Consider the following 18630-nt stretch of genomic DNA (forward strand, 5'->3'; position numbering starts at 1 on the left):
CGCAGACGAGTGCGACCGAGCGGATCGAGAATCGCGAAACGGAACTGGCCCGGGCCGCCGGGTAGAAAACAGCCGCGTCACTGTGCCGCGACCTCGGTCCCGACGGTAGCGCCGAGGACGCGGCGCTTCCTGGGAAGCCCGTCGCAGCCGTCACACGTGCGCGGCGATCCGCCGATCGATCACCGACAGCGCGAACTCCGCCCAGCGAATGTTCTCCTGCTCGAAGGAGATTCCGCGTAGCAGCGTGAGGTAAGGGCCGACTCGCTCGGCCTCGGCCAGGTACGCCTGCTCACTGCGGCCGTCCAGCAACCGGGAACGCAGGCGTTCGTAGCGGGCCAGCTTCGACCTGGACCACTCCAGCTTGTCGGCCACCGCGGCGCGCACGGCAGGGGCGTCCTCGGCGTCCATGCCCTGTACCTTCACCATCATCTCGTCGCGGATGGCGGTCGGTTTGGCCGGCTTCTCGACGAATTCGTGCAACGCCGCCCGCCCGGCGGGGGTGATGGCGTGCAGGCGCTTGTTGGGCCTGCGCTCCTGCTGTACGACCCGGGTCTCGATGAGGCCATCGGCCGCCATGCGCTCCAGTTCCTTGTACAACTGCTGGGGCGTGGCCATCCAGAAGTTGGCCACCGAGGCGTCGAAGCTCTTGGCCAGGTCGTAGCCGGACGCCTCGCCTTCCAGCAGGGCGGCCAGCACCGCGTTGCGTAGCGCCATCTGCCCAGGCTACCACTCAAGAAGACTATTCAAATAGATGTCCTAAGATCTCTGGACACGGTCTAACTACCTCGATAATGTGCAAGTCACCTATTAAATTTTTTTAGTAGAAGAGGTGGGATATGCACCCATTCCGGGCAGCCGTGGAAGCTCGCGACGAGGCCGCCATCGAGGCGCTGCTGGCCGACAGCGTGGTGTTCACCAGTCCGGTGGCGTTCCAGCCGTACCCGGGCAAGGCCATCACCGCGGCCATCCTGCGCGCGGTGATCCGCGTGTTCGAGGACTTTCGCTATGTGCGCGAGATCGCCGATGTCAACGGTCGTGATCACGCGTTGGTGTTCGAGGCCACGGTCGACGGGAAGCGGCTGACCGGCTGCGACTTCCTGCACGTCGACGAGGACGGCAAGATCGATGACTTCATGGTCATGGTGCGTCCGCTGTCGGCGGCACAGGCACTCGCGGCGCGCATGGGCGACCAGTTCGAGCGCATCAAAGCCGAAGCCGCCGCGCAGCTCGCGCGGGAGGCGGGCGGGGCGTGAGCGACTACGACGTCATCGTCATCGGCGCGGGCAATGCCGGACTGACCGCCGCGGCGACTCTGCAACGCGCGGGCGCGCGAACCCTCCTGCTGGAGCGGCACAATATCCCCGGCGGCTGCGCGACCTCCTTCCGTCGCGGACGTTTCGAGTTCGAGGTCGCGCTGCACCAGCTGTCCGGCGTCGGCGTCGAGGGTCAGCCGATGTCGTTGCGGGAAGGGCTTTTCCAACAGCTCGGTATCGCCGACAAGCTGGAGTTCGTGCAGGAGCACGACATCTATCGTGCCGTGATCCCCGGTCGGCTGGATCTCACCCTGCCCGCGGACTGGGACGGTGCCGTCGACGCCATCGAGGCCGAGTTCCCCGGAAACCGCGACCGGGCCGCGAAATTCTTCGACCTGCTCCGGCAGGTGACCTTCTGGCAGATCGCCGCCATGCGGGGAATGCCGGTCGAGCAGATCGACCCGGTGCTGTTCGAGTACGGCTTGCGGCCGCTGAAGGACGTGCTCGACGAGTTCTTCGACGATGACCGCATCAAGGTCGCGCTGGGCATGTACTGGACCTATCTCGGGCAGCCGCCGTCGAAACTGCGGTTCCAGGATCTGGCGCTGACCTTGTTCGCCTACTTCGAGTTCAAGCCCTGGCATGTGCGCGGCGGGTCGCAGGCCATGTCCACCGCCGTTCTCGACGCCTTCCTCGCCGCCGGCGGCGACGTGCGGTTCAACACCGGCGTCGAAGCCGTTCTCACCGAGTCCGGGCGCGTCCTGGGTGTTCGGCTGGAAGACGGGTCGGAGATCACCGCTGCCGACGTGGTCTCCAACGCGTCGCTGCCGAGCACCTACGGCATGCTCGAAGGCATCGACGTCCCTGCCGCGGTCCGAAACGATCTGGCCACCAGGCGAATCGGTGTCTCCGGCTTCGTGCTGCACATGGGGCTGGACGCCACCCCCGCCGAACTCGGGTTCACCACCAGCACGACGTTCGTCAACATCGACGCCGACGACGACCGCACCTACCGTGCGTGGAAGTCGTTCGAGCCCGCACGGGGCATCTGCGTCAGCTCCTACGATGTCGCGCCGATCGGATTCGCGCCCGCCGGCGCCACGCACGTCAGCCTGATGACGTTGCAGTACGCCGACATCTGGAAGAACGTCGCTGCCTCCGAGTACGCGCGCACCAAGTTCGCCTACGCCGAAACCCTGCTCGACCTGTGCGAAACCATCACACCCGGCATCCGCGACGCCATCGAAGAGGTCGATGTCGCGACACCGTTGACGATGATGCGCTACCTCGGGCACCCGGGCGGCGCGATCTACGGCTATGACCAGGACGCCACCGAGGGCTGGCTGTTCCGCGACAGCGAACGCCGAACCCACGTCCCCGGGCTGCATCTGGCCGGTTCCTGGTCCGGCATCGGCGGATTCCAGCCCACCCTGGAGGCCGGTGCGCGCGTCGCCCGCCGCCTCCTGCGCTCCAAAGCCGCCTGACCGGAGGACAGACGTGAAACACCCACTCGCAGAGCGATTCGACGGGGCGGCGGAGATCCTCGCCGAGATCGATGCCCGTATCGCCGATACGCGCGACCACCTCTCCGAAACACGCGCCACCATCGACGCCTACCACCCCAAGCGACTGCGACTGGTGGTCACCGCGATCGTCGAGGAGACCGCCACCACCAAGACCCTCCGGCTCGAGCGTGCCGACCAGTCGGAGTTGCCGCCCTTCCTGGCGGGCCAGTACGTCAACGTCTTCGTCGACGGCACCAGCCGCCCGTACGCCATCTCCTCCAGCCCCGCCCGACTGACCCACTACGACCTCACCGTCCGCCGCGTCCCCGGCGGACGAGTCAGCAACCTGCTCATCGATACCGTCCGGATCGGGCAGGTGCTCACCACCACCGGCCCGATGGGCACTTTCCACCACAACCCGCTCTTCCACGGCGACGATGTGGTGTTCCTCGCGGGCGGTTCGGGCGTGGCCCCGGCCATGAGCATGATCCGGGAGATCGCCGACCGGGGCCTCGGCCGCACCTTCCACCTGATCTACGGCTCCCGTGACGACTCCGACATCATCTTCGGCGCGGAACTGGACGAGCTCGCCGCCGCGCACCCCGGCATCGACGTGGACCACGTCATCGCCGAACCCGCCGCAGGCTGGACCGGTGCCACCGGCTTCCTGACCGCGGGCACCATCGACCGGCTGGCGGGCGAACTCGGCGGCCGTATGGTCTACGTGTGCGGTCCGCAGGCGTTGTATCCCTACGCCCTCGAGCAACTCACGGCACTGGGCTACCCACGCAAACGTATTCGTTTCGAAGCCAACGGGGCGCCGAGTGACCCCACCGCCCAGTCACACTGGCCCGCCGGTGTCGATCCGGCGGAGGAGGTCACCGTCACCGTCGGCGCAACCACCTTCCGCACCCCGCGCAATCGGCCGCTACTGGACGCACTGGAGGACAACGGTATTCGTCCCGAGGCCGCCTGTCGTTCCGGCGAATGCAGCCTGTGCCGGGTGCGGATTCTGAAGGGCGAGGTGCACAACGCCGAAGAAGCGAAGCTACGGCTCTCCGACGCTCGATTCGATTACACCCATTCCTGCGTCGCCTACCCGATCACCGATGTGGAGCTGAGCCTGTGACCTACCGGACCTATGTCGCGCTCGGCGACAGTCAGACCGAAGGCGTCGGCGACGGCGACGATCGGACCGGCTTGCGCGGTTTGGCCGACCGGCTCGCCGGACGTCTCGCGCAAGCCGATCCCGACCTGCTCTATGCCAACCTCGCGGTTCGAGGCAAGCTCGCCCGGCAGATCCGGGCCGAACAACTCGATGCCGCCTTGGCGCTGCGCCCGGATCTCGCGACCGTGGTCGCCGGAGTCAACGACCTGCTGCGACCGGGATTCGACGCCGACGAGGTCGCCGGCCACTTGGACGCGATATTCGCCGCCCTCACCGCACAGGGCGCGGTCGTGGCGACGCTGACCTTCCCCGACCTCGCGCGCATCACCCCGCTCGCGCGCCCGCTCGGCGGTCGGGTCACCGCGCTCAACCAGCGCATCCGTGCGGCGGCGGCACGGTACGGCGTCGTCGTCGCCGAAACCGCTCACCACGCCGCCGTCACCGATCCCCGCCTGTGGAGTCTCGACCGGCTCCATGCCAACCCGCTGGGACATCAGCGCATCGCCGACGCCCTCGCGCACGCCCTGGGCCTGCCCGGCGCCGACGAGAGCTGGGCCGAACCCTTGTCGCCGCCGCTCCCCGCCCGCCCACCGCTGGCGGCGGTGATGACCGAACTGCGCTGGGCGACAACGTTTCTCGGGCCGTGGCTCGGTAGGAGACTCACCGGCCGCTCATCCGGTGACGGACGCACCGCAAAACGCCCGCACCTACTCCCGGTGCACAGCCGCACGGCGACCGCCGCGTCCACGGACCGGTCCCAGCCGTGATCACGGTCCCGTGGCGCGCTGTGCGCTCCGGTGGCCCCGCATCCGTATCGGCGCTCGCCGGTCGCCCAGCTCACCGCCGCGAGACGAGTGACGCTTACCTGGCAGGTAATCGATCCTGGTCGATCCACATGTCACGATCGGATCATGACCGCCTACGCCATAGCCCACCTGCAAGACGCCGCTCCGCACCCGGAGATCGCGGACTACATGGAGCGCCTTTCGGAGACCCTCGAACCCTACGGTGGCCACTACCTCGTGCACGCGACACCGCACGAGGTGAAGGAAGGCAGCTGGCCCGGCGCCGTGGTGATGCTCGGCTTCCCGGGGATCGCCGAGGCGCGGGCGTGGTGGGACTCGCCCGCATACCGGGAGATCGCGCCGCTGCGCACGCGGCACATCGAGGGTGACCTCATCCTGGTCGAAGGCGTTCCCCCTGGCTACGCCCCGACCGCAGCGGTAGAAGCGATCCGGGAGGCAGCGCTCGTCGCCGACCAGCTGTGACGTCCAGGGAGGTCGTCCCGCCTCCGCGCAACTAGCCGGTTCCCGCGCCGGGCAGACGCACGGTGAACGCGGTGCGGCCGGGTTCGCTGGCCACCGAGATGTCACCGCCGTGCGCCTTGACGACCGCCGCGACGATCGCCAGACCGAGACCGGTGCTGCCCGCCCGCCGCGAGCGCGACGAGTCGCCCCGTGCGAAACGCTGGAACACCGTCGGCTGCAAGGCTTCCGGGATTCCGGGGCCGTCGTCGGTCACCTGCAGCACGGCTCCTCCGTCGCCGTGGAATTCCAGCGAGGTCAGCACCGTTGTGCCGGGTCCGGTGTGGACCCGCGCGTTGGTCAGCAGGTTCGCCAGCACCTGATGCAGCCGGGCCGCGTCCCCGGTCGTCACCACCGGTTCGTCGGGCAGCTCCAGATCCCAGTGATGTTCCGGGCCCGCGATATGCGCGTCGCTCACCGCGTCCACCGTGAGCTGGGTCAGATCCACCGGCTCGTGCTCGAGCCCGCGTCCGGAATCCAACCGGGCGAGCAGCAGCATGTCCTCGACCAAACCCGTCATCCGCCGGGACTCGGACTCCACCCGGGCCATCGCATTGGCCACCTCGCCGGGCACCTCGGCTCGTTTGCGTTGCGCGAGTTCGGCATAGCCGCGAATGGCGGCCAGCGGGGTGCGCAGTTCGTGGCTGGCGTCGGCGAGGAATTGCCGGACGCGGGTCTCGCTGTCGTGGCGTGCCGACAACGCGCCCGTGATGTGATCGAGCATCCGGTTGACCGCCGCGCCGAGCTGTCCGACCTCGGTGCGCGGATCGGCGTCCGCGACCGGAACCCGCACCGGCAGCACGACCTCGCCGCGACGCAGTTCGAGTCCGGCCACCCGCGCGGCCGTCGCCGCGACCCGATCCAGCGGCGCGAGGGCGTGCCGGATCAGCCAGATACCGACCAGTGTCGCGACGATCGAGACGACCGCCGTGACGATCGCCAAGATCAACAGAACGCGCAACAGCGTCGCGTCGACGGCGGTCAACGGCAGACCGGTGACAACGACGTCGCCCGACCAAGTGATGTCCGCGACCACCCGATACCGGCCGTGCCCGCCGAGATCGACATCGACCGGCTTCCCGGTGGCCGCCACCGCGGCGAGTTGCTCCTGCGCGGCCCGCGACAACGATTCCTGCGTGCCGTCGGCCGCGTTGCGGCCCGCCTTGGTGACGCTTCCTCCGTGGACGATGGCGCCGATCATGTCGGGCTGGATGCCGCGCCGGTTGAGGAAGTCGGGTCCGGGCCCGGTGTTCGGCGGCGGTGGCGGGGGTGGAGGCAGCGGCGGCGCCTGCTCGCCGCTGGGGCGGGGTCCCAGGCTCGGGCCGCCGCCGACCTCGCCGAGCGAACGCTTCTGCACATCGATCAGTTCGGTGTCCAGTTGATGGACCAGGAACTGGCGCAGCGCGAATTCGGTCGCGGCGCCGATGCCCACGACCACGATCACCAGTAACAAGACCTGCCCGACCAGCAGGCGGGCCCGCAGCGACCAGCGCCGTGGCATCAGCACCCGGCGCGCCGCCTCAGCCTGCGGGCTTGAGGACATACCCGGCACCGCGCAGGGTGTGGATCATCGGCGCGCGTCCATTGTCGATCTTCTTGCGCAAGTAGGAGACATACAGCTCGACGATGTTGGACCGTCCGCCGAAGTCGTAACTCCACACCCGATCCAGAATCTGCGCTTTGCTCAATACCCGCTTCGGATTGCGCATGAAGAACCGGAGCAATTCGAACTCGGTGGAGGTCAGGACGATCATCTCGCCCGCACGGGTGACCTCGTGGCTGTCCTCGTCGAGCACGAGATCACCGACCACCAACTGCGCGTCGCTGTTCTCGGTGGCCACGCCGGTCCGGCGCAGGAGCGAGCGCAGCCGCAGCACCACCTCTTCGATGCTGAAGGGCTTGGTGACGTAGTCGTCGCCGCCCGCGGTCAGCCCGGCGATGCGGTCCTCGACCGAGTCCTTGGCGGTCAGCAGGAGCACCGGCAGGTCCGGGTGTTGCGCGCGCAGTTTGCCGAGTACCTCGAGCCCGGTCATGTCCGGCAGCATGACGTCGAGCACGACCACATCGGGGCGGGCCTCACGCGTCTTCCCGACGGCGGTCCGGCCGTCACCGGCGGTCGTGACCTCCCACCCCTCGTAGCGCAGCGCCATCGACATCATCTCGGCCAGAACTGGCTCGTCGTCGACCACCAGCACGGTGATGGGACTGCCGTCGGCGCGGCGCATGACAACTCGTTCGGCCGGCCCGTTCCCGGTGGTCGTCGCGGACATCGTTACACCTTGGCGACGAACGCTTGGGGTCCGCTGTGGCTCGGCTATGTGTTTGCTGTGAGGGCACGACCAGCGGAAACAGGCCCGTACGGCGGAGGCCCCGGTACCCGGTCCGGTCGGTTCACAGCCGGCGCACAGCTTCCGCCAACGAGGGACAAATGTTGAGGCTCAACGATTCTGGCGTCGGCCTCAGAGCAGTGGCCGATGGTTTCGGACCTGATCCGACAACAGGAGGAACGCAGATGAGTTTCCCATCGAAGCTGGCAATGAGCGCCGTGGCCGGTGCGCTCGCGCTCGGCGCCCTCGGCATAGGAGCCGGTGTGGCCAGCGCTGACGCGCCCCAGGGACAGGGACCGGTGCCCGGTCAGCAGTGCCCGCCTCCCGGTGACCACCAGGGTCCGCCGCCCGGTGACCACCAGGGTCCGCCGCCCGGTGACCACCAGGGTCCGCCGCCCGGCGACCGTCAGGGTCCGCCGCCCGGCGACCACCCGGACGGCCCGCCCCCGCAGTGCCAGCCCGGACAGTGACCCCTGCACCCGCAACACCTGAGCTGAACAACTGAACAAATCGAGCGCGGCGGTGGACCCGATGTCCACCGCCGCGCTTTCGCGTGCTACTGCGCAGCCCGTTTTTCACATTGGCCGCCAGAGCATCTCGATTCGGCGGATAATCCTGGTGTTGGTTCGCATTGGGGGGTCGATGACCGCAAGCAGAGACGATAGGTCCGGTCGCGAGTTGGGTGGGACTCGGTCGGATCTGTCGGGCAGCGCCGGAGATGTGGTGCAGGCCAGAGACATCGCCGGGGGAGTTCACTTCTACACTCCCGGCCGGGAGAGCGTCGGTAGTGAGGCCGTCCCCGTTCCGGCTCAGTTGCCCGCCGATGTTCGTGGGTTCGTCAACCGCGTCAGGGACATCGAGCAGATGGACGGCCTGCTCGAGCTCGGGGCGGGAAGGCCGGGATCGGCGCAGGTCTGCGTGCTGACCGGTACAGCGGGGGTCGGGAAGACCTCGCTTGCCGTGCATTGGGGGCATCGAGTCCGTACCCGGTTTCCCGACGGCCAGCTGTATGTCAACCTCCGCGGATACGATCCTGGTGAGCCGGTCACCGCCGGCCAAGCTTTGGAACGATTTCTGACCGCGTTAGGAGTCAGCCCGGCTGCGTTGCCACCGGATCAGGAGACGCGCAGCGCATTGTTTCGCTCGCTGCTGGCGCAGCGCAGAGCGCTGATCGTGCTCGACAACGCGGCTACGGTCAAACAGGTGCGTCCCTTGCTCCCCGGCGCTGGCCACTGCCTGACCTTGGTCACCAGCCGATCGCGGCTGTCGGGTCTGGTCGCCCGCGACGGCGCCCATCGACTCACCCTCGAACTCTTCGACAAACCCGCCGCTATCGAACTCCTCTACACAACTGTCGACGGATACCGTTCCGGTGACAGCGAACAAGACATCGCCGAACTCGCCCAACTGTGTGCCCGGCTCCCGCTCGCCCTGCGGATTGCCGCCGAACGCGCCGCGGTGCGGCCGCATATGCCGATGGGTGAGCTGATCGGCAACCTGCGAGACGAGTCGCACCTGTGGTCCGCGCTGTCGGCGGAGGACGACGAGGAGGCCGATGCGGTACGCACTGTCTTCGCCTGGTCGTACCGAGCATTACCGGCTGAGGTCGCCCGCATGTTCCGGTTGCTCGGATTGCATCCCGGCCCGGAGTTCTCGATTCATGCCGCCGCGGTCATAGCCGCTCTACCTGTCATCGAGGCGAGCCGACTATTGGACGCACTTGTCGGGGCGCATCTACTCGACCAAATCGGCCACGACCGCTACCAGTTCCATGATCTGTTACGTGCTTATGCGATGGACCAGGTCCGCCACGAGGACACGGCCGACGAGCGAGACGCCGCCATCGGGCGCGTCCTGGCATGGTATGTACACGCGATCGACAACTGCTTGAACAACCTAGCGATCCCCCTCGTCGAACCGGTCGAGGACATCCAGCTCGACGAGCCGCCGACCGGCGTCCCACAGCTGATATTCACCGACGCCGACGCAGCGTCGGCCTGGTTCGATGCCGAACGCGCGAATTTCGTAGCATGCGTGCGTTTGGCCGTCCGGACCGGGAACGACCAGGCGGCCTGGCAGATCCCGGCCTTGCTCAATGGACTGTTCCCGCTGATAAACGCCTTCGATGACTGGTTCCTCATCACGGAACTCGGGCTCGAAGCCGCGCGACGACTGAACGACACCGCAGCAGAAGCACTCCTCATGCAGTCGTTGACCATGGCATACCGGCAGATTCATCAGTTGGACAAGGCTGAAGCGACGGGCCGAGCGACGCTCGAATTGTTTCGGAGTGTCGGTCACCATCGGGGCGAAGCGCTCAGCTTGAACCTGCTCTCACTCATCAATGTCAACGCTCGGCGCCCGCATCTCGCGCACACCTATCTCAGCCAAGCGGAAATGCTGGCCAAACAGCACAACCACTCGGACATTATCGTTCTGGCGATGGCGAACCGACCGTGGATCTACATGAATTCGGGCCAACATCAGGAAGCGTACGATAGCGCGAGTTCCGTGCTCGAGCCAGTGCGCATATCGGGTCGAGCTACACATGAACTCGACGTGCTGATCATCCTCATGCGCGCCGCTCACAAATTGGGTCGATATGATGAGTCTGCTCGCTGGGCTGAGATAGTGCTCAGGAAGTCGCCAGCGAAAGTCGGTGAAGTGGTCGTCCTTATTTATTACGGCGATATGCAGAGGGATAGAGGTGACCTCGACGCGGCGCTGCTTACGTATCACCGTGCGGCGGTCCTCAGTCGGCAACTCGGCGACCGCAATCGAGAAGCGGAGGCGCTCGACGCTACCGGCACCGCCTACAGACTGCTCGGCCGGTGGGACGAAGCGGCGAGCTTCCATCTCGAGGCGATCGCGCTCTACCGCGGCATCCACAGCAAGTGGGGTACCGCGGTAGCGCTCGACCACCTCGCTCACGTGTCGGTCGACCTCGGCAAACCGGATGACGCGACGCGCTACTGGATCGAGGCATCGTCCCTGCTCGACGAATACGACGATTCCGCTGCGACGACCTTGCGTGACTCGATCGAATCATCTCTTCGGCGGTTCTCGCCACCTGATCAGGACTCAGGCGGGCCAGCCGACACATAGATCCCGGAACACGCAGCCGGATGCGCTACATCACTTAGCCTTGAAAGATGCAGGAGCGATAGATGGATCCGATTTCCTTGAGCGTTTTGCTCGCCTTGATCACACAAGCGGCGGCCGGCGAGGCCGGTAAGAGCGCCTGGAACGGGCTGGCGCGCTTGACCCGTCGTGCGTTCGGTGACGAACCCCGTGCGGATCGCGCACTACGGCGAGCGCAAGACGATCGCGACGGCGCGGTCGACCTGGCGGGGCATTTGATGAACAGTGCTGCTGCCGACCCGGTCCTCGCAGATCTCATTCGTACCTGGATCGATCACACTCAGCAAGCCGCTGCCGACGAGGCCGTGATCAACACGATCAGCGGGCAAGCCCAGATCCACGGCCACTCCGTACAAGCGCGCGATATCGGAAGCGTCCAGCTCGGCGGGCGTGACAACCCCTCTGTGTAGATCCTCACTTCGGTGCGGTCGGTAGCCGCTCGCATGTCGAACATCACGCGGCCGGGCGCTTTGTCGGCTGCCGCTCGTAGCTCGCTACCCGGGCGGGTATCAGTTGCTATCGGCAACTCCACCGGCCGGGCGTATCGGTCGATGATCTCGGCGTGGTCATGGAGCGGGCGGCACTCGCGCAACCGTCTGCGGCGTAGGTGGGTTCCCGCGTCCCCCTAGGGTTGTCACCGACGGCCCGGTCCGCTGAGAGGAGTTGCCGATGGACCCCGAACACTTCCTGCCGTTCCGCAAGAGCGCGGTGATCTCGCTGTGTGCCGAGGAACTCCCCGAGACCGAACGCGAGTCGTTCGTGGAGTTCGCGCGTCTGCTTTCGGCGTTGGTGCACAACGAGTTCCATGTGCGGGGTGAAGCGGTGCTCGATGCCTACCAGTTGGTCGATCCCGCCGAGGACGAACGGGCGATCCGTGTCGCTACACCCGAGGACCGGGACGCGGCGCGGGCTCGGGTGGAGGGTGAGCTGGTCGCGCTGGCCGAGTCGGCGGATTTCACGCGCATCGATGGCGCTGAGATCGAGCGCGCGTTCGCCGAGCATTCTTTGGTGAAGGTGCGGTTGGAGGTCGACGCGGAGGACATCGATACGGCGATGTTCTTCCGCCGCGGTGTCTCGCGGCGCACCGAACAGGTGCGGTGGCTGTTCGGTCTGCGGCGGCGCAGCGTCGAATTCACCAATTACGGGAAGGTTCTGGTGTACATCGCGTTCACCGAGCGCGCGGATGCGGTCGGAGATCGGCCCAACGGCGGTGTGCTGTTGAAATTGTTCCAGAACGTCCCGAGAAACGACCTGGAGATGCTGTATCCGAGCGTTCGCGTGCGGATGCGGCCGCTGGACAAGCTGCTGATCGGGGTGCCCGCGGTGGTTTCGGGAATCGTCGTCGTCGTCACCAAGCTGGTCGCCTCGCTGGGGCCGCTGCTGCTTCTGCTGGCGTTCTGGGTGGGGTTGCGTGAGGAATCCGTGCGGCTGGATCAGGCCACGCTGGTCACCCTCGGCGCCGGATCGGCGGCCTTCGGCGGTTATCTGGTGCGGCAGTTCTCCAAGTTCAAGAACCGCAAGATCAAGTTGATGAAGACGCTGTCGGAGCACCTCTATTTCCGCAATCTCGACAACGACGCCGGGGTGTTCCATCACCTGCTCGGCGCGACCGAGGAATCGGAGGTGAAGGAAGCCGTCCTGGCCTACCACTTCCTGCGCACCGCCGACCGGCCGCTCACCGCCACGGAACTCGATCGGCAGGTGGAGAACTGGTTCCGCGCACGGTGGGGGACGACCTTCGACTTCAAGATCCGCGACGGACTTCGCAGACTCCGGGAATGGGAACTGCTCATCGAGGACGAGCAGGGCACACTGGGCGCGGTCCCGCTGACCGAGGCGAAACAGCGTTTGGATCGCTATTGGGACAACCTTTTCCGTGGCGGACGACCGGCAGACAGCGGAGCGCACCAGGCAGCGATCGCACTCGGCTGAAGCGGGTGCCCCGGCCCCGACTTGCCGGCCCAGCGACCCGGTGCGACGCCCGCGGAATCGACGCCGAGCAGGCCGCTCGTCGAACCCGACGCAACCAAGGGCACGAGCCTGTGCGACTCGATGAGCAGAAGGCGTCGGCGGCGAGTGCGGTGACCTTCTTCGAATGTTCCGTGAACTGCGGCTGACGCGCACACGGGCCGATTCAGGAAACCGGTGGCCAACCGACCTGCACCGCTCAACCGTTGTTCACGGGCCGGCACGGTTGCCTGGATAACGTCGAGTCCGTCGACGCATCGGCGAAACCTACGGCAGGGGTTGCGATGGGCCACCACGGACTCTCGCGCAGGACCGCACTCTCCGCACTCACCGCACTGGCCGTACTCCCGGTAGACGGATTCGCGTTGCTCGCGACCGAGTCTCCGGGGATGACAGCTCGGGACCTCGAACTGATCACGGTGAGCGACCGGTCGGTGGCGGTCACCTGGACGACCGCCGCGATCGACCGGATCGGACGCAAGCGGCCGGTCGCTGCGGATACCGAACTCGCGCTCGGACCGGCGGATTCGTCCAAGCCGCTGCCGATCGTGTACTCCGACCCCACGCCTACCGCCTTCCATTACGTCGAAGTCACCGGGCTCGAACCCGGCAGGCTCTATCGCATGGAGGCCCGTTCCCCGGGGCGTGCGTGCGACATCGGGTTCGGCCGCGCGCTGGTGGTGGAACGACGACTACGGACACGAATTCCGCACTCTCACGCCGCCACCGGGACGGTTGCTGCGCACCATCGCGCTGGCCAACGACCTGCACTTCGGTGAGGAGGTGAGCGGTGAGATCGTGCCCGCGCTGCCCACCGGCGTCCGGCAGGAGCCCGGGATGGCCCCGTATCCGGCGCTGATGCTGGAGGCGCTGCTGAGCGATGTGCGCGAGCCGGATCGCGACGTCGACCACCTGGTGCTGGCGGGCGACCTCACCAACCGCGGCACCCCCACCGAATCGCGCGACCTGCGGCGCCGGCTCGACAAGTGGGGCGAACTCGGCCGAGACGTACTGGTGTGCCGGGGGAATCACGACCGGCCGAGGGTCGGGGCGGTCTGGCAGTCGGGGCTGCGCCTGCAGGGAACCGGGCATCACGACTGCTGGGGTCCGCAATTCCTGCCACGACAGCGGTTGTTCAGCTACGACCTCGACGGGCTACGAGTGATCGCACTGGACACCACGGATCTCGACGGCTCGGGTGGCCGCATCGACGCCGAGCAGATAGCGCGACTGCGCGGCGTGCTGCGCGACGAACCCGACCAGCCCACGCTGGTTTTCGGCCACCACCCGGTGACCAGGGAGTCGGGGATGACCAACCTCGGCGGCCCCGGGTTCGTGCTGAACCGGCACGACGCGGCTACCGTGCACCAGCTCTACGCGCGCTCTCCCGGCGTGTTCCTGCACCACAGCGGGCACACGCACCGCAATCGGCGCACCCGCCCGGACGCCGCGGTGCCGGTGGAGTTCCTGGAGGTGGCCTCGATCAAGGAGTACCCCGCCGGGTACTCGTTGCTGCGACTGTACGAGGGCGGGTACATGGTCACCTTCCACACCACCCGCACGGCTGCCGCCCGCCGGTGGAGCGCTCGCACCCGCGCACAACTGTTCGGCCTGCAGTCACGCTACAGTCTGGGCTCGCTCGCCGACCGGAACCATGTCGTGCGCCGCGACCTGTCCGGGATCACGCCGATACCTCGCCTCAGCACTGCGGCCGCTGGACGTCGGCATCGTGAATTGCGCAGCGCCGCACAGCGGTAAGCGCTCGACCGCAGGTGTTCGGAGGCTACCCGTCGGTCACCGCTTCTGCTCCGCCGCTCGGCGATCTACTGTCGATCGACCCGAGCCGGTGCGGTGGTGAGCCGCTTGCCGGTGCCGAGATCGAGACCGGTCCGTCACACCGACAAGCTGCGCCCCGGCCTCGCTGTCGTCGCTGGACAGCGGCACCCGCATCGATCGCCGCACCTGGCGCGAACTACTGGACTCGACGCTGCACACATCGCGACTTTCTCGAGCGCGTCTCCACGATGCGGGAGAGGACGACGACACCCAGTCGAGCGGAGTCAGGGCGGGCTGAGCTGCCTGCTCCGGTGCGCAGGCGAATCCCAAGGCTTCGACAGCGGCAGCCGAGCCGGGCAGCCCGCCGTATCGGCCGGACAGAACGGATCAATCCGGGCGTGGAGGGGGCTGCCCCGGCCCACAGCAGCGACGTGTTTCGGCCGAGGGCTTGACCTTGCCCCTGGGGCGGGGTTCGAGCATGGTGGCATGAACGAGATGACACAGAATTTGGCGGGATTCGTTGCGGCGTCGGCGGAGGAGTTGGGCGTACCCGGTGTGGCGGTCGGGGTGTCGACGGGCGGCCGAACAGACTTCGCGTGCCACGGGGTGACCAGCGTGGACAATCCGCTTGCGGTCGACCGGGACACGATGTTCGTGGTCGGATCGGTCAGCAAGACGTTCACGGCGACCGCGCTGCTGCGGCTGGTCGCCGATGGTCGGGTGGAGCTGGATGCGCCGGTGCGGCGATATGTCCCCGAATTCACCCCTACCGCCGCGGCCGCGGACGAGATCACCGTGTTGCGGCTGCTCAACCATACGGCCGGGCTGGAGTGGCGGATCGGTGCCGACACCGGTGAAGGAGACGACGCTCTGGCGCGGCACGCGGTGGAACTGGCCGAATCGCGGCTGATCGCGGAGCCGGGAGCGCGGCCGTCCTACAGCCAGGCGGGGTTCAACCTGGCCGGCCGGATCATCGAGAACGTCACCGGCTCCACCTTCGAACGGGCGGTCGCGTCGCTGTTGTTCGAACCGCTCGGGCTGACCCACAGCTGTTACGCGGTCAACGACGTCATGACCCGGCGGTTCGCGGTGGGGCACAACATCGACCTCAACGGTGTGCTCGCCGTCGCCGGACAGTGGAAGGACCAGCGCGCCGACAATCCCGGCGGAGGCGTGGCGACGTCTGTCCGCGATCTGCTGCGGTGGGCCCGGTTCCATCTCGGCGACGGCCGAACCGAGGGCGGCGAGCGCATCCTGCCCACCGAACTACTGCACCGGATGCGGGAGCAGACCGTGGAACTGCGCGGAAGCACACTGGGTGACGCGTTCGGCATCTGCTGGTTGCTGCGCGAGGTGGACGGTGTCGCGACCATCGGGCACGGCGGGTCGGGCAATGGTCAGTTCGCCGACCTGCTCATCGTGCCGGAGCGGGACTTCGCCGTGGCCGTGATGTCGAACGCGGGCCCGGACGCGGGGCTGGCGTTGAACCGAACCGTGGTGAAGTGGGTGCTCGAACACTACCTCGGCGTGGTCGAACGCGACCCGGAACCGCTGCCCTACGACGCGGCGCGAGCAGGGGACATCGTTGGGCGTTACGAGAACGAGATGATGCGGCTGACCCTCGACACCGACGGGGCAGCGTTGACGATCGAATGCGCCATCAAACCGGAGATCCGTGCCGCCGCGCACACCGACCTGCCGCCCGATCTGCCACCCGCTACCCTCGGCCTGCTGCCCGGCGACGCGGACGAGTACATCGTCACCGAAGGCGGGCTGCGAGGACAACGCGGGTACTTCACCAGGGACGACTCCGCCGCCGTGAGCGGAATCGATCTCGCCGGTCGATTGTTCGCCCGGGTGCGATGACGGCGACCTGCGCCACCGAAGGGAGACACGGATGATCACGATCGGGCAGCTCGCGCGGTATGCGGGCGTGACCATCAAGGCCGTGCGGGTCTATCACGAGCGCGGCCTGCTGCCCGAGCCGCCGCGCGACTCCTCCGGCTACCGCCGCTACCGCGCCGAGGACGCCATCGATCTGGTCAAGATCAGGACGCTGGTGCGATCGGGCGTGCCGCTGGCGCGGGTCAAGGAACTGCTGACCGCCAACTCCGACGAGTTCACGGCTGCCATCGCCGAGATCGACCGCATGCTCGCCGAACGCGCCGAGGAGATCCGCCGCACCCGTGAGCAGATCGCCGAGTTGGGTTCCGGCGATCGGCTGTTCGTGTCCACCGACGTCGCCGAGTATCTCGCGCGCCTGCGCGAACTCGGGGTGAGCGACCGGGCGGTCCGGATGGAGCGTGACATCTGGATCCTGCTGCAATCGGTCGCCCCGGAACAGGCGTCGGACTGGGCCGCCGACAAGCTCGACGCCATCGGCGATCCGCGATTCCGGGCCATCTACCTCGACTACGACGCGGCATTCGACTGGTCCCCCGACGACCCGCGCCTGGCGGACCTGGCCGACCGCACCCGACGGTGGATCACCGGCAGACGCACCGGTGCGGGCCGGACCACCCCGGCACTGGATCCGAAACTGATCCGCCTGGTGAACGAATCGGTCGGAATCACCTCGCCCGCTTGGGAACGGCTCACCCGGATCGCGCAGAAGGCCACCACTGATCGACAGTCGCGTTCATCGGCGGCCCCATAGGGACAGCGCCGAACAGGCAGTGCACAACTACTCGGCCGCCACTGGCGGGCAGTGAGCCGAGAGCCGTTGGCAATAGCATTGCGCTACAGCCAATTCCGGAGTGCGTTACTGTCCTGCGGACCCGTGCGCCGGCGATCCGGCTGCTCGGGCGGTCATGTCGTACTCCGGAATCGAGGCAAGCGAATGAACCACAAGCTCTGGTTGCTCGGACGGTCCGTCACTGTCGGTGCTCACATCATCGGCGAAAAAGTGTTCCGGCCGAAAGCCCGGAACGTCGAGGACGTCCCGGTGTCGGGGGAGACGCTGACCACACAGTGGCTGACGGCCGTCCTGTGCCGCGATGTCCCCGATGCCGAGGTGCTCTCGTTCGAAACCTCGAACGGCAGCCGCGGGACATCCACCCGCATCGCGATTCGCGTCGACTACAACGACGCGGGCGAGCAGGCCGGCTTGCCGACAGACCTCTTCGCGAAGACCACGACGGCCTTCTCCCAGCGCATCCTCCTCGGGGGAGGAAAGATGATCGACGGCGAAACCCGCTTCTTCCGCGACTTCCGCCCCCGGGTCGACATCGAGGCGCCGTTCGGTTACTGGGGCGCGGCCGATCCGGCGTCCTGGCGATCGATCGCCCTGATGGAAGACATCGCCTCGACCCGCGGTGCCCAGTTCGTCGAGCCGAACGCCCCGGTCGCCCGTGACCAGATGGAAGATCTGGTGCGCAATCTCGCTCGGCTGCACCGCACCTTCTGGAACCACCCGTCGATCTCCGACCTCAAGACCACGACCGAGGCGCTCGCGGCCTACCTCGCCGCCATCGACATGAAGAAGCGCTGCGAGGTCGGCCTGCGCCGCGCCGCGGAGGTGGTTCCGGAGGCGTTGCACGGCCGAGCGGACCGGCTGTGGGCCGGTGTCGAGCGGGCGATCGACAACGCGACGAACGAGCTTCCCCAGACCCTGCTGCACGGTGACCCGCACATCGGGCAGACCTATCGAACCTCCTCGGGGCGAATGGGGTTCGTCGACTGGCAAGTGGTGATGCGGGGCGGCTGGGCACACGACTTCGCCTATACCGTCAATTCGGGATGCGAACCCGAGGATCGGCGTGCTTGGGACCGCGAACTGTTGGCGGCGTATCTGGACGAACTCGGCGCTCTCGGGGGCCAGGCGCCGTCGTTCGACGACGCGTGGCTGGCCTACCGGCAACAGTCCATGTTCGCGTACGCGGCGTGGGCGTTCACCATCGGCAGGGCCGCGTATCAACCCAAGATGCAGCCGGTGGAAACATGCTTGACGTTGTTGAAGCGGATCACCACGGCGATCGACGATCATGATTCACTGCAGGCCCTCGGCGTCTGACACCGAGTTCGTCCACTGCCGGAAGTGGCGTCGCGGCCGGATCGATTCCGGCCGCGCAGCGAATCGGAAGACATTCTGCGAAGCTTGTTCTCGTCCGCGGTGAGGAGCACGGGCCACGCGCGCTATACCATCAACCGGTCCCGGCGCAGTCCCGGTGAGGTCGCTCCAGCGCAGTG

General features: G+C 67.2%; 17 protein-coding genes. 14 read left to right on the top strand and 3 right to left on the bottom strand.

Annotated features, from left to right (window positions below; genetic code table 11):
* Positions 1 to 150: 150 nt before the first annotated feature.
* Positions 151 to 714, bottom strand: coding sequence for a PadR family transcriptional regulator (locus ON21_RS34840; RefSeq protein WP_039805288.1), 564 nt, complete (start codon positions 712 to 714; stop codon positions 151 to 153).
* A gap of 122 nt (positions 715 to 836) precedes the next feature.
* On the opposite strand from ON21_RS34840, the gene ON21_RS34845 reads away from it, so the two are divergent.
* The 5 genes from ON21_RS34845 to ON21_RS34865 all read left to right on the top strand — a co-directional run bounded on the left by ON21_RS34845 (position 837) and on the right by ON21_RS34865 (position 5194).
* Positions 837 to 1253, top strand: a complete 417-nt coding sequence (locus ON21_RS34845) for a nuclear transport factor 2 family protein (protein ID WP_039805290.1) — start codon at positions 837 to 839, stop codon at positions 1251 to 1253.
* Positions 1250 to 2737 carry a phytoene desaturase family protein gene (locus ON21_RS34850; protein ID WP_039805292.1) on the top strand — a complete coding sequence of 496 codons (1488 nt, stop codon included), beginning with the start codon at positions 1250 to 1252 and terminating at the stop codon, positions 2735 to 2737. Before ON21_RS34845 ends, ON21_RS34850 begins: the two co-directional genes overlap by 4 nt.
* Positions 2738 to 2750: 13 nt before the next feature.
* Positions 2751 to 3887: a 2Fe-2S iron-sulfur cluster-binding protein gene (locus ON21_RS34855; RefSeq protein WP_039805294.1), complete on the top strand. Its 1137-nt coding sequence runs from the start codon at positions 2751 to 2753 to the stop codon at positions 3885 to 3887.
* A complete protein-coding gene (locus ON21_RS34860) occupies positions 3884 to 4693 on the top strand; it encodes an SGNH/GDSL hydrolase family protein (RefSeq protein WP_039805296.1) in 810 nt (269 codons plus the stop codon). The genes ON21_RS34855 and ON21_RS34860 overlap by 4 nt, the downstream gene beginning before the upstream one ends.
* A gap of 144 nt (positions 4694 to 4837) precedes the next feature.
* Complete coding sequence (locus ON21_RS34865) at positions 4838 to 5194, top strand: DUF1330 domain-containing protein (protein ID WP_039805297.1); 357 nt, start codon at positions 4838 to 4840, stop codon at positions 5192 to 5194.
* A gap of 31 nt (positions 5195 to 5225) precedes the next feature.
* Here the strand turns inward: ON21_RS34865 and ON21_RS34870 are convergent, their stop codons facing one another.
* Entirely contained in the window at positions 5226 to 6773 is a 1548-nt protein-coding gene (locus tag ON21_RS34870) for a sensor histidine kinase (protein ID WP_039805446.1), read from the bottom strand.
* Positions 6751 to 7455, bottom strand: coding sequence for a response regulator transcription factor (locus tag ON21_RS34875; protein WP_086006536.1), 705 nt, complete (start codon positions 7453 to 7455; stop codon positions 6751 to 6753). The genes ON21_RS34870 and ON21_RS34875 overlap by 23 nt, the downstream gene beginning before the upstream one ends.
* Positions 7456 to 7742: 287 nt before the next feature.
* Between ON21_RS34875 and ON21_RS39560 the strand changes: the two genes are divergently transcribed.
* From ON21_RS39560 to ON21_RS34910, 9 genes are all read left to right on the top strand, one after another.
* A complete protein-coding gene (locus ON21_RS39560; protein WP_176569404.1) occupies positions 7743 to 8027 on the top strand; it encodes a hypothetical protein in 285 nt (94 codons plus the stop codon).
* Between the two features lie 61 nt (positions 8028 to 8088).
* A complete protein-coding gene (locus ON21_RS34880) occupies positions 8089 to 10662 on the top strand; it encodes an ATP-binding protein (protein WP_083881094.1) in 2574 nt (857 codons plus the stop codon).
* Positions 10663 to 10724: 62 nt separating this feature from the next.
* Positions 10725 to 11108, top strand: coding sequence for a hypothetical protein (locus tag ON21_RS34885; protein WP_039805300.1), 384 nt, complete (start codon positions 10725 to 10727; stop codon positions 11106 to 11108).
* 259 nt (positions 11109 to 11367) lie between these two features.
* Positions 11368 to 12630 carry a TMEM143 family protein gene (locus ON21_RS34890; RefSeq protein ID WP_051021797.1) on the top strand — a complete coding sequence of 421 codons (1263 nt, stop codon included), beginning with the start codon at positions 11368 to 11370 and terminating at the stop codon, positions 12628 to 12630.
* Between the two features lie 425 nt (positions 12631 to 13055).
* Positions 13056 to 13445, top strand: a complete 390-nt coding sequence (locus ON21_RS40520; RefSeq protein WP_245562862.1) for a hypothetical protein — start codon at positions 13056 to 13058, stop codon at positions 13443 to 13445.
* Entirely contained in the window at positions 13402 to 14424 is a 1023-nt protein-coding gene (locus tag ON21_RS34895; protein ID WP_063821191.1) for a metallophosphoesterase family protein, read from the top strand. The genes ON21_RS40520 and ON21_RS34895 overlap by 44 nt, the downstream gene beginning before the upstream one ends.
* A 504-nt stretch (positions 14425 to 14928) precedes the next feature.
* Positions 14929 to 16308 (top strand): serine hydrolase domain-containing protein, encoded by a 1380-nt coding sequence (locus ON21_RS34900; RefSeq protein ID WP_218004213.1) that lies wholly within the window; start codon positions 14929 to 14931, stop codon positions 16306 to 16308.
* 31 nt (positions 16309 to 16339) lie between these two features.
* Positions 16340 to 17098: a MerR family transcriptional regulator gene (locus ON21_RS34905; protein ID WP_051021798.1), complete on the top strand. Its 759-nt coding sequence runs from the start codon at positions 16340 to 16342 to the stop codon at positions 17096 to 17098.
* 183 nt (positions 17099 to 17281) lie between these two features.
* A complete protein-coding gene (locus ON21_RS34910; protein WP_039805302.1) occupies positions 17282 to 18454 on the top strand; it encodes an aminoglycoside phosphotransferase family protein in 1173 nt (390 codons plus the stop codon).
* Positions 18455 to 18630 lie beyond the last annotated feature (176 nt).

Source organism: Nocardia araoensis NBRC 100135, assembly GCF_000308435.1.
GTDB classification, from domain to species: Bacteria; Actinomycetota; Actinomycetes; order Mycobacteriales; family Mycobacteriaceae; genus Nocardia; species Nocardia araoensis.

What these genes read in the sequence shown, in the direction of transcription:
- ON21_RS34840 (WP_039805288.1), bottom strand. Translation starts at nt 714, where the DNA reads ATGGCGCTACGCAACGCGGTGCTGGCCGCCCTGCTGGAAGGCGAGGCG.
- ON21_RS34845 (WP_039805290.1), top strand. Translation starts at nt 837, where the DNA reads ATGCACCCATTCCGGGCAGCCGTGGAAGCTCGCGACGAGGCCGCCATC.
- ON21_RS34865 (WP_039805297.1), top strand. Translation starts at nt 4,838, where the DNA reads ATGACCGCCTACGCCATAGCCCACCTGCAAGACGCCGCTCCGCACCCG.
- ON21_RS34870 (WP_039805446.1), bottom strand. Translation starts at nt 6,773, where the DNA reads ATGTCCTCAAGCCCGCAGGCTGAGGCGGCGCGCCGGGTGCTGATGCCA.
- ON21_RS34875 (WP_086006536.1), bottom strand. Translation starts at nt 7,455, where the DNA reads ATGCGCCGCGCCGACGGCAGTCCCATCACCGTGCTGGTGGTCGACGAC.
- ON21_RS39560 (WP_176569404.1), top strand. Translation starts at nt 7,743, where the DNA reads ATGAGTTTCCCATCGAAGCTGGCAATGAGCGCCGTGGCCGGTGCGCTC.
- ON21_RS34880 (WP_083881094.1), top strand. Translation starts at nt 8,089, where the DNA reads ATGTCCACCGCCGCGCTTTCGCGTGCTACTGCGCAGCCCGTTTTTCAC.
- ON21_RS34885 (WP_039805300.1), top strand. Translation starts at nt 10,725, where the DNA reads ATGGATCCGATTTCCTTGAGCGTTTTGCTCGCCTTGATCACACAAGCG.
- ON21_RS34890 (WP_051021797.1), top strand. Translation starts at nt 11,368, where the DNA reads ATGGACCCCGAACACTTCCTGCCGTTCCGCAAGAGCGCGGTGATCTCG.
- ON21_RS40520 (WP_245562862.1), top strand. Translation starts at nt 13,056, where the DNA reads ATGACAGCTCGGGACCTCGAACTGATCACGGTGAGCGACCGGTCGGTG.
- ON21_RS34900 (WP_218004213.1), top strand. Translation starts at nt 14,929, where the DNA reads ATGAACGAGATGACACAGAATTTGGCGGGATTCGTTGCGGCGTCGGCG.
- ON21_RS34905 (WP_051021798.1), top strand. Translation starts at nt 16,340, where the DNA reads ATGATCACGATCGGGCAGCTCGCGCGGTATGCGGGCGTGACCATCAAG.
- ON21_RS34910 (WP_039805302.1), top strand. Translation starts at nt 17,282, where the DNA reads ATGAACCACAAGCTCTGGTTGCTCGGACGGTCCGTCACTGTCGGTGCT.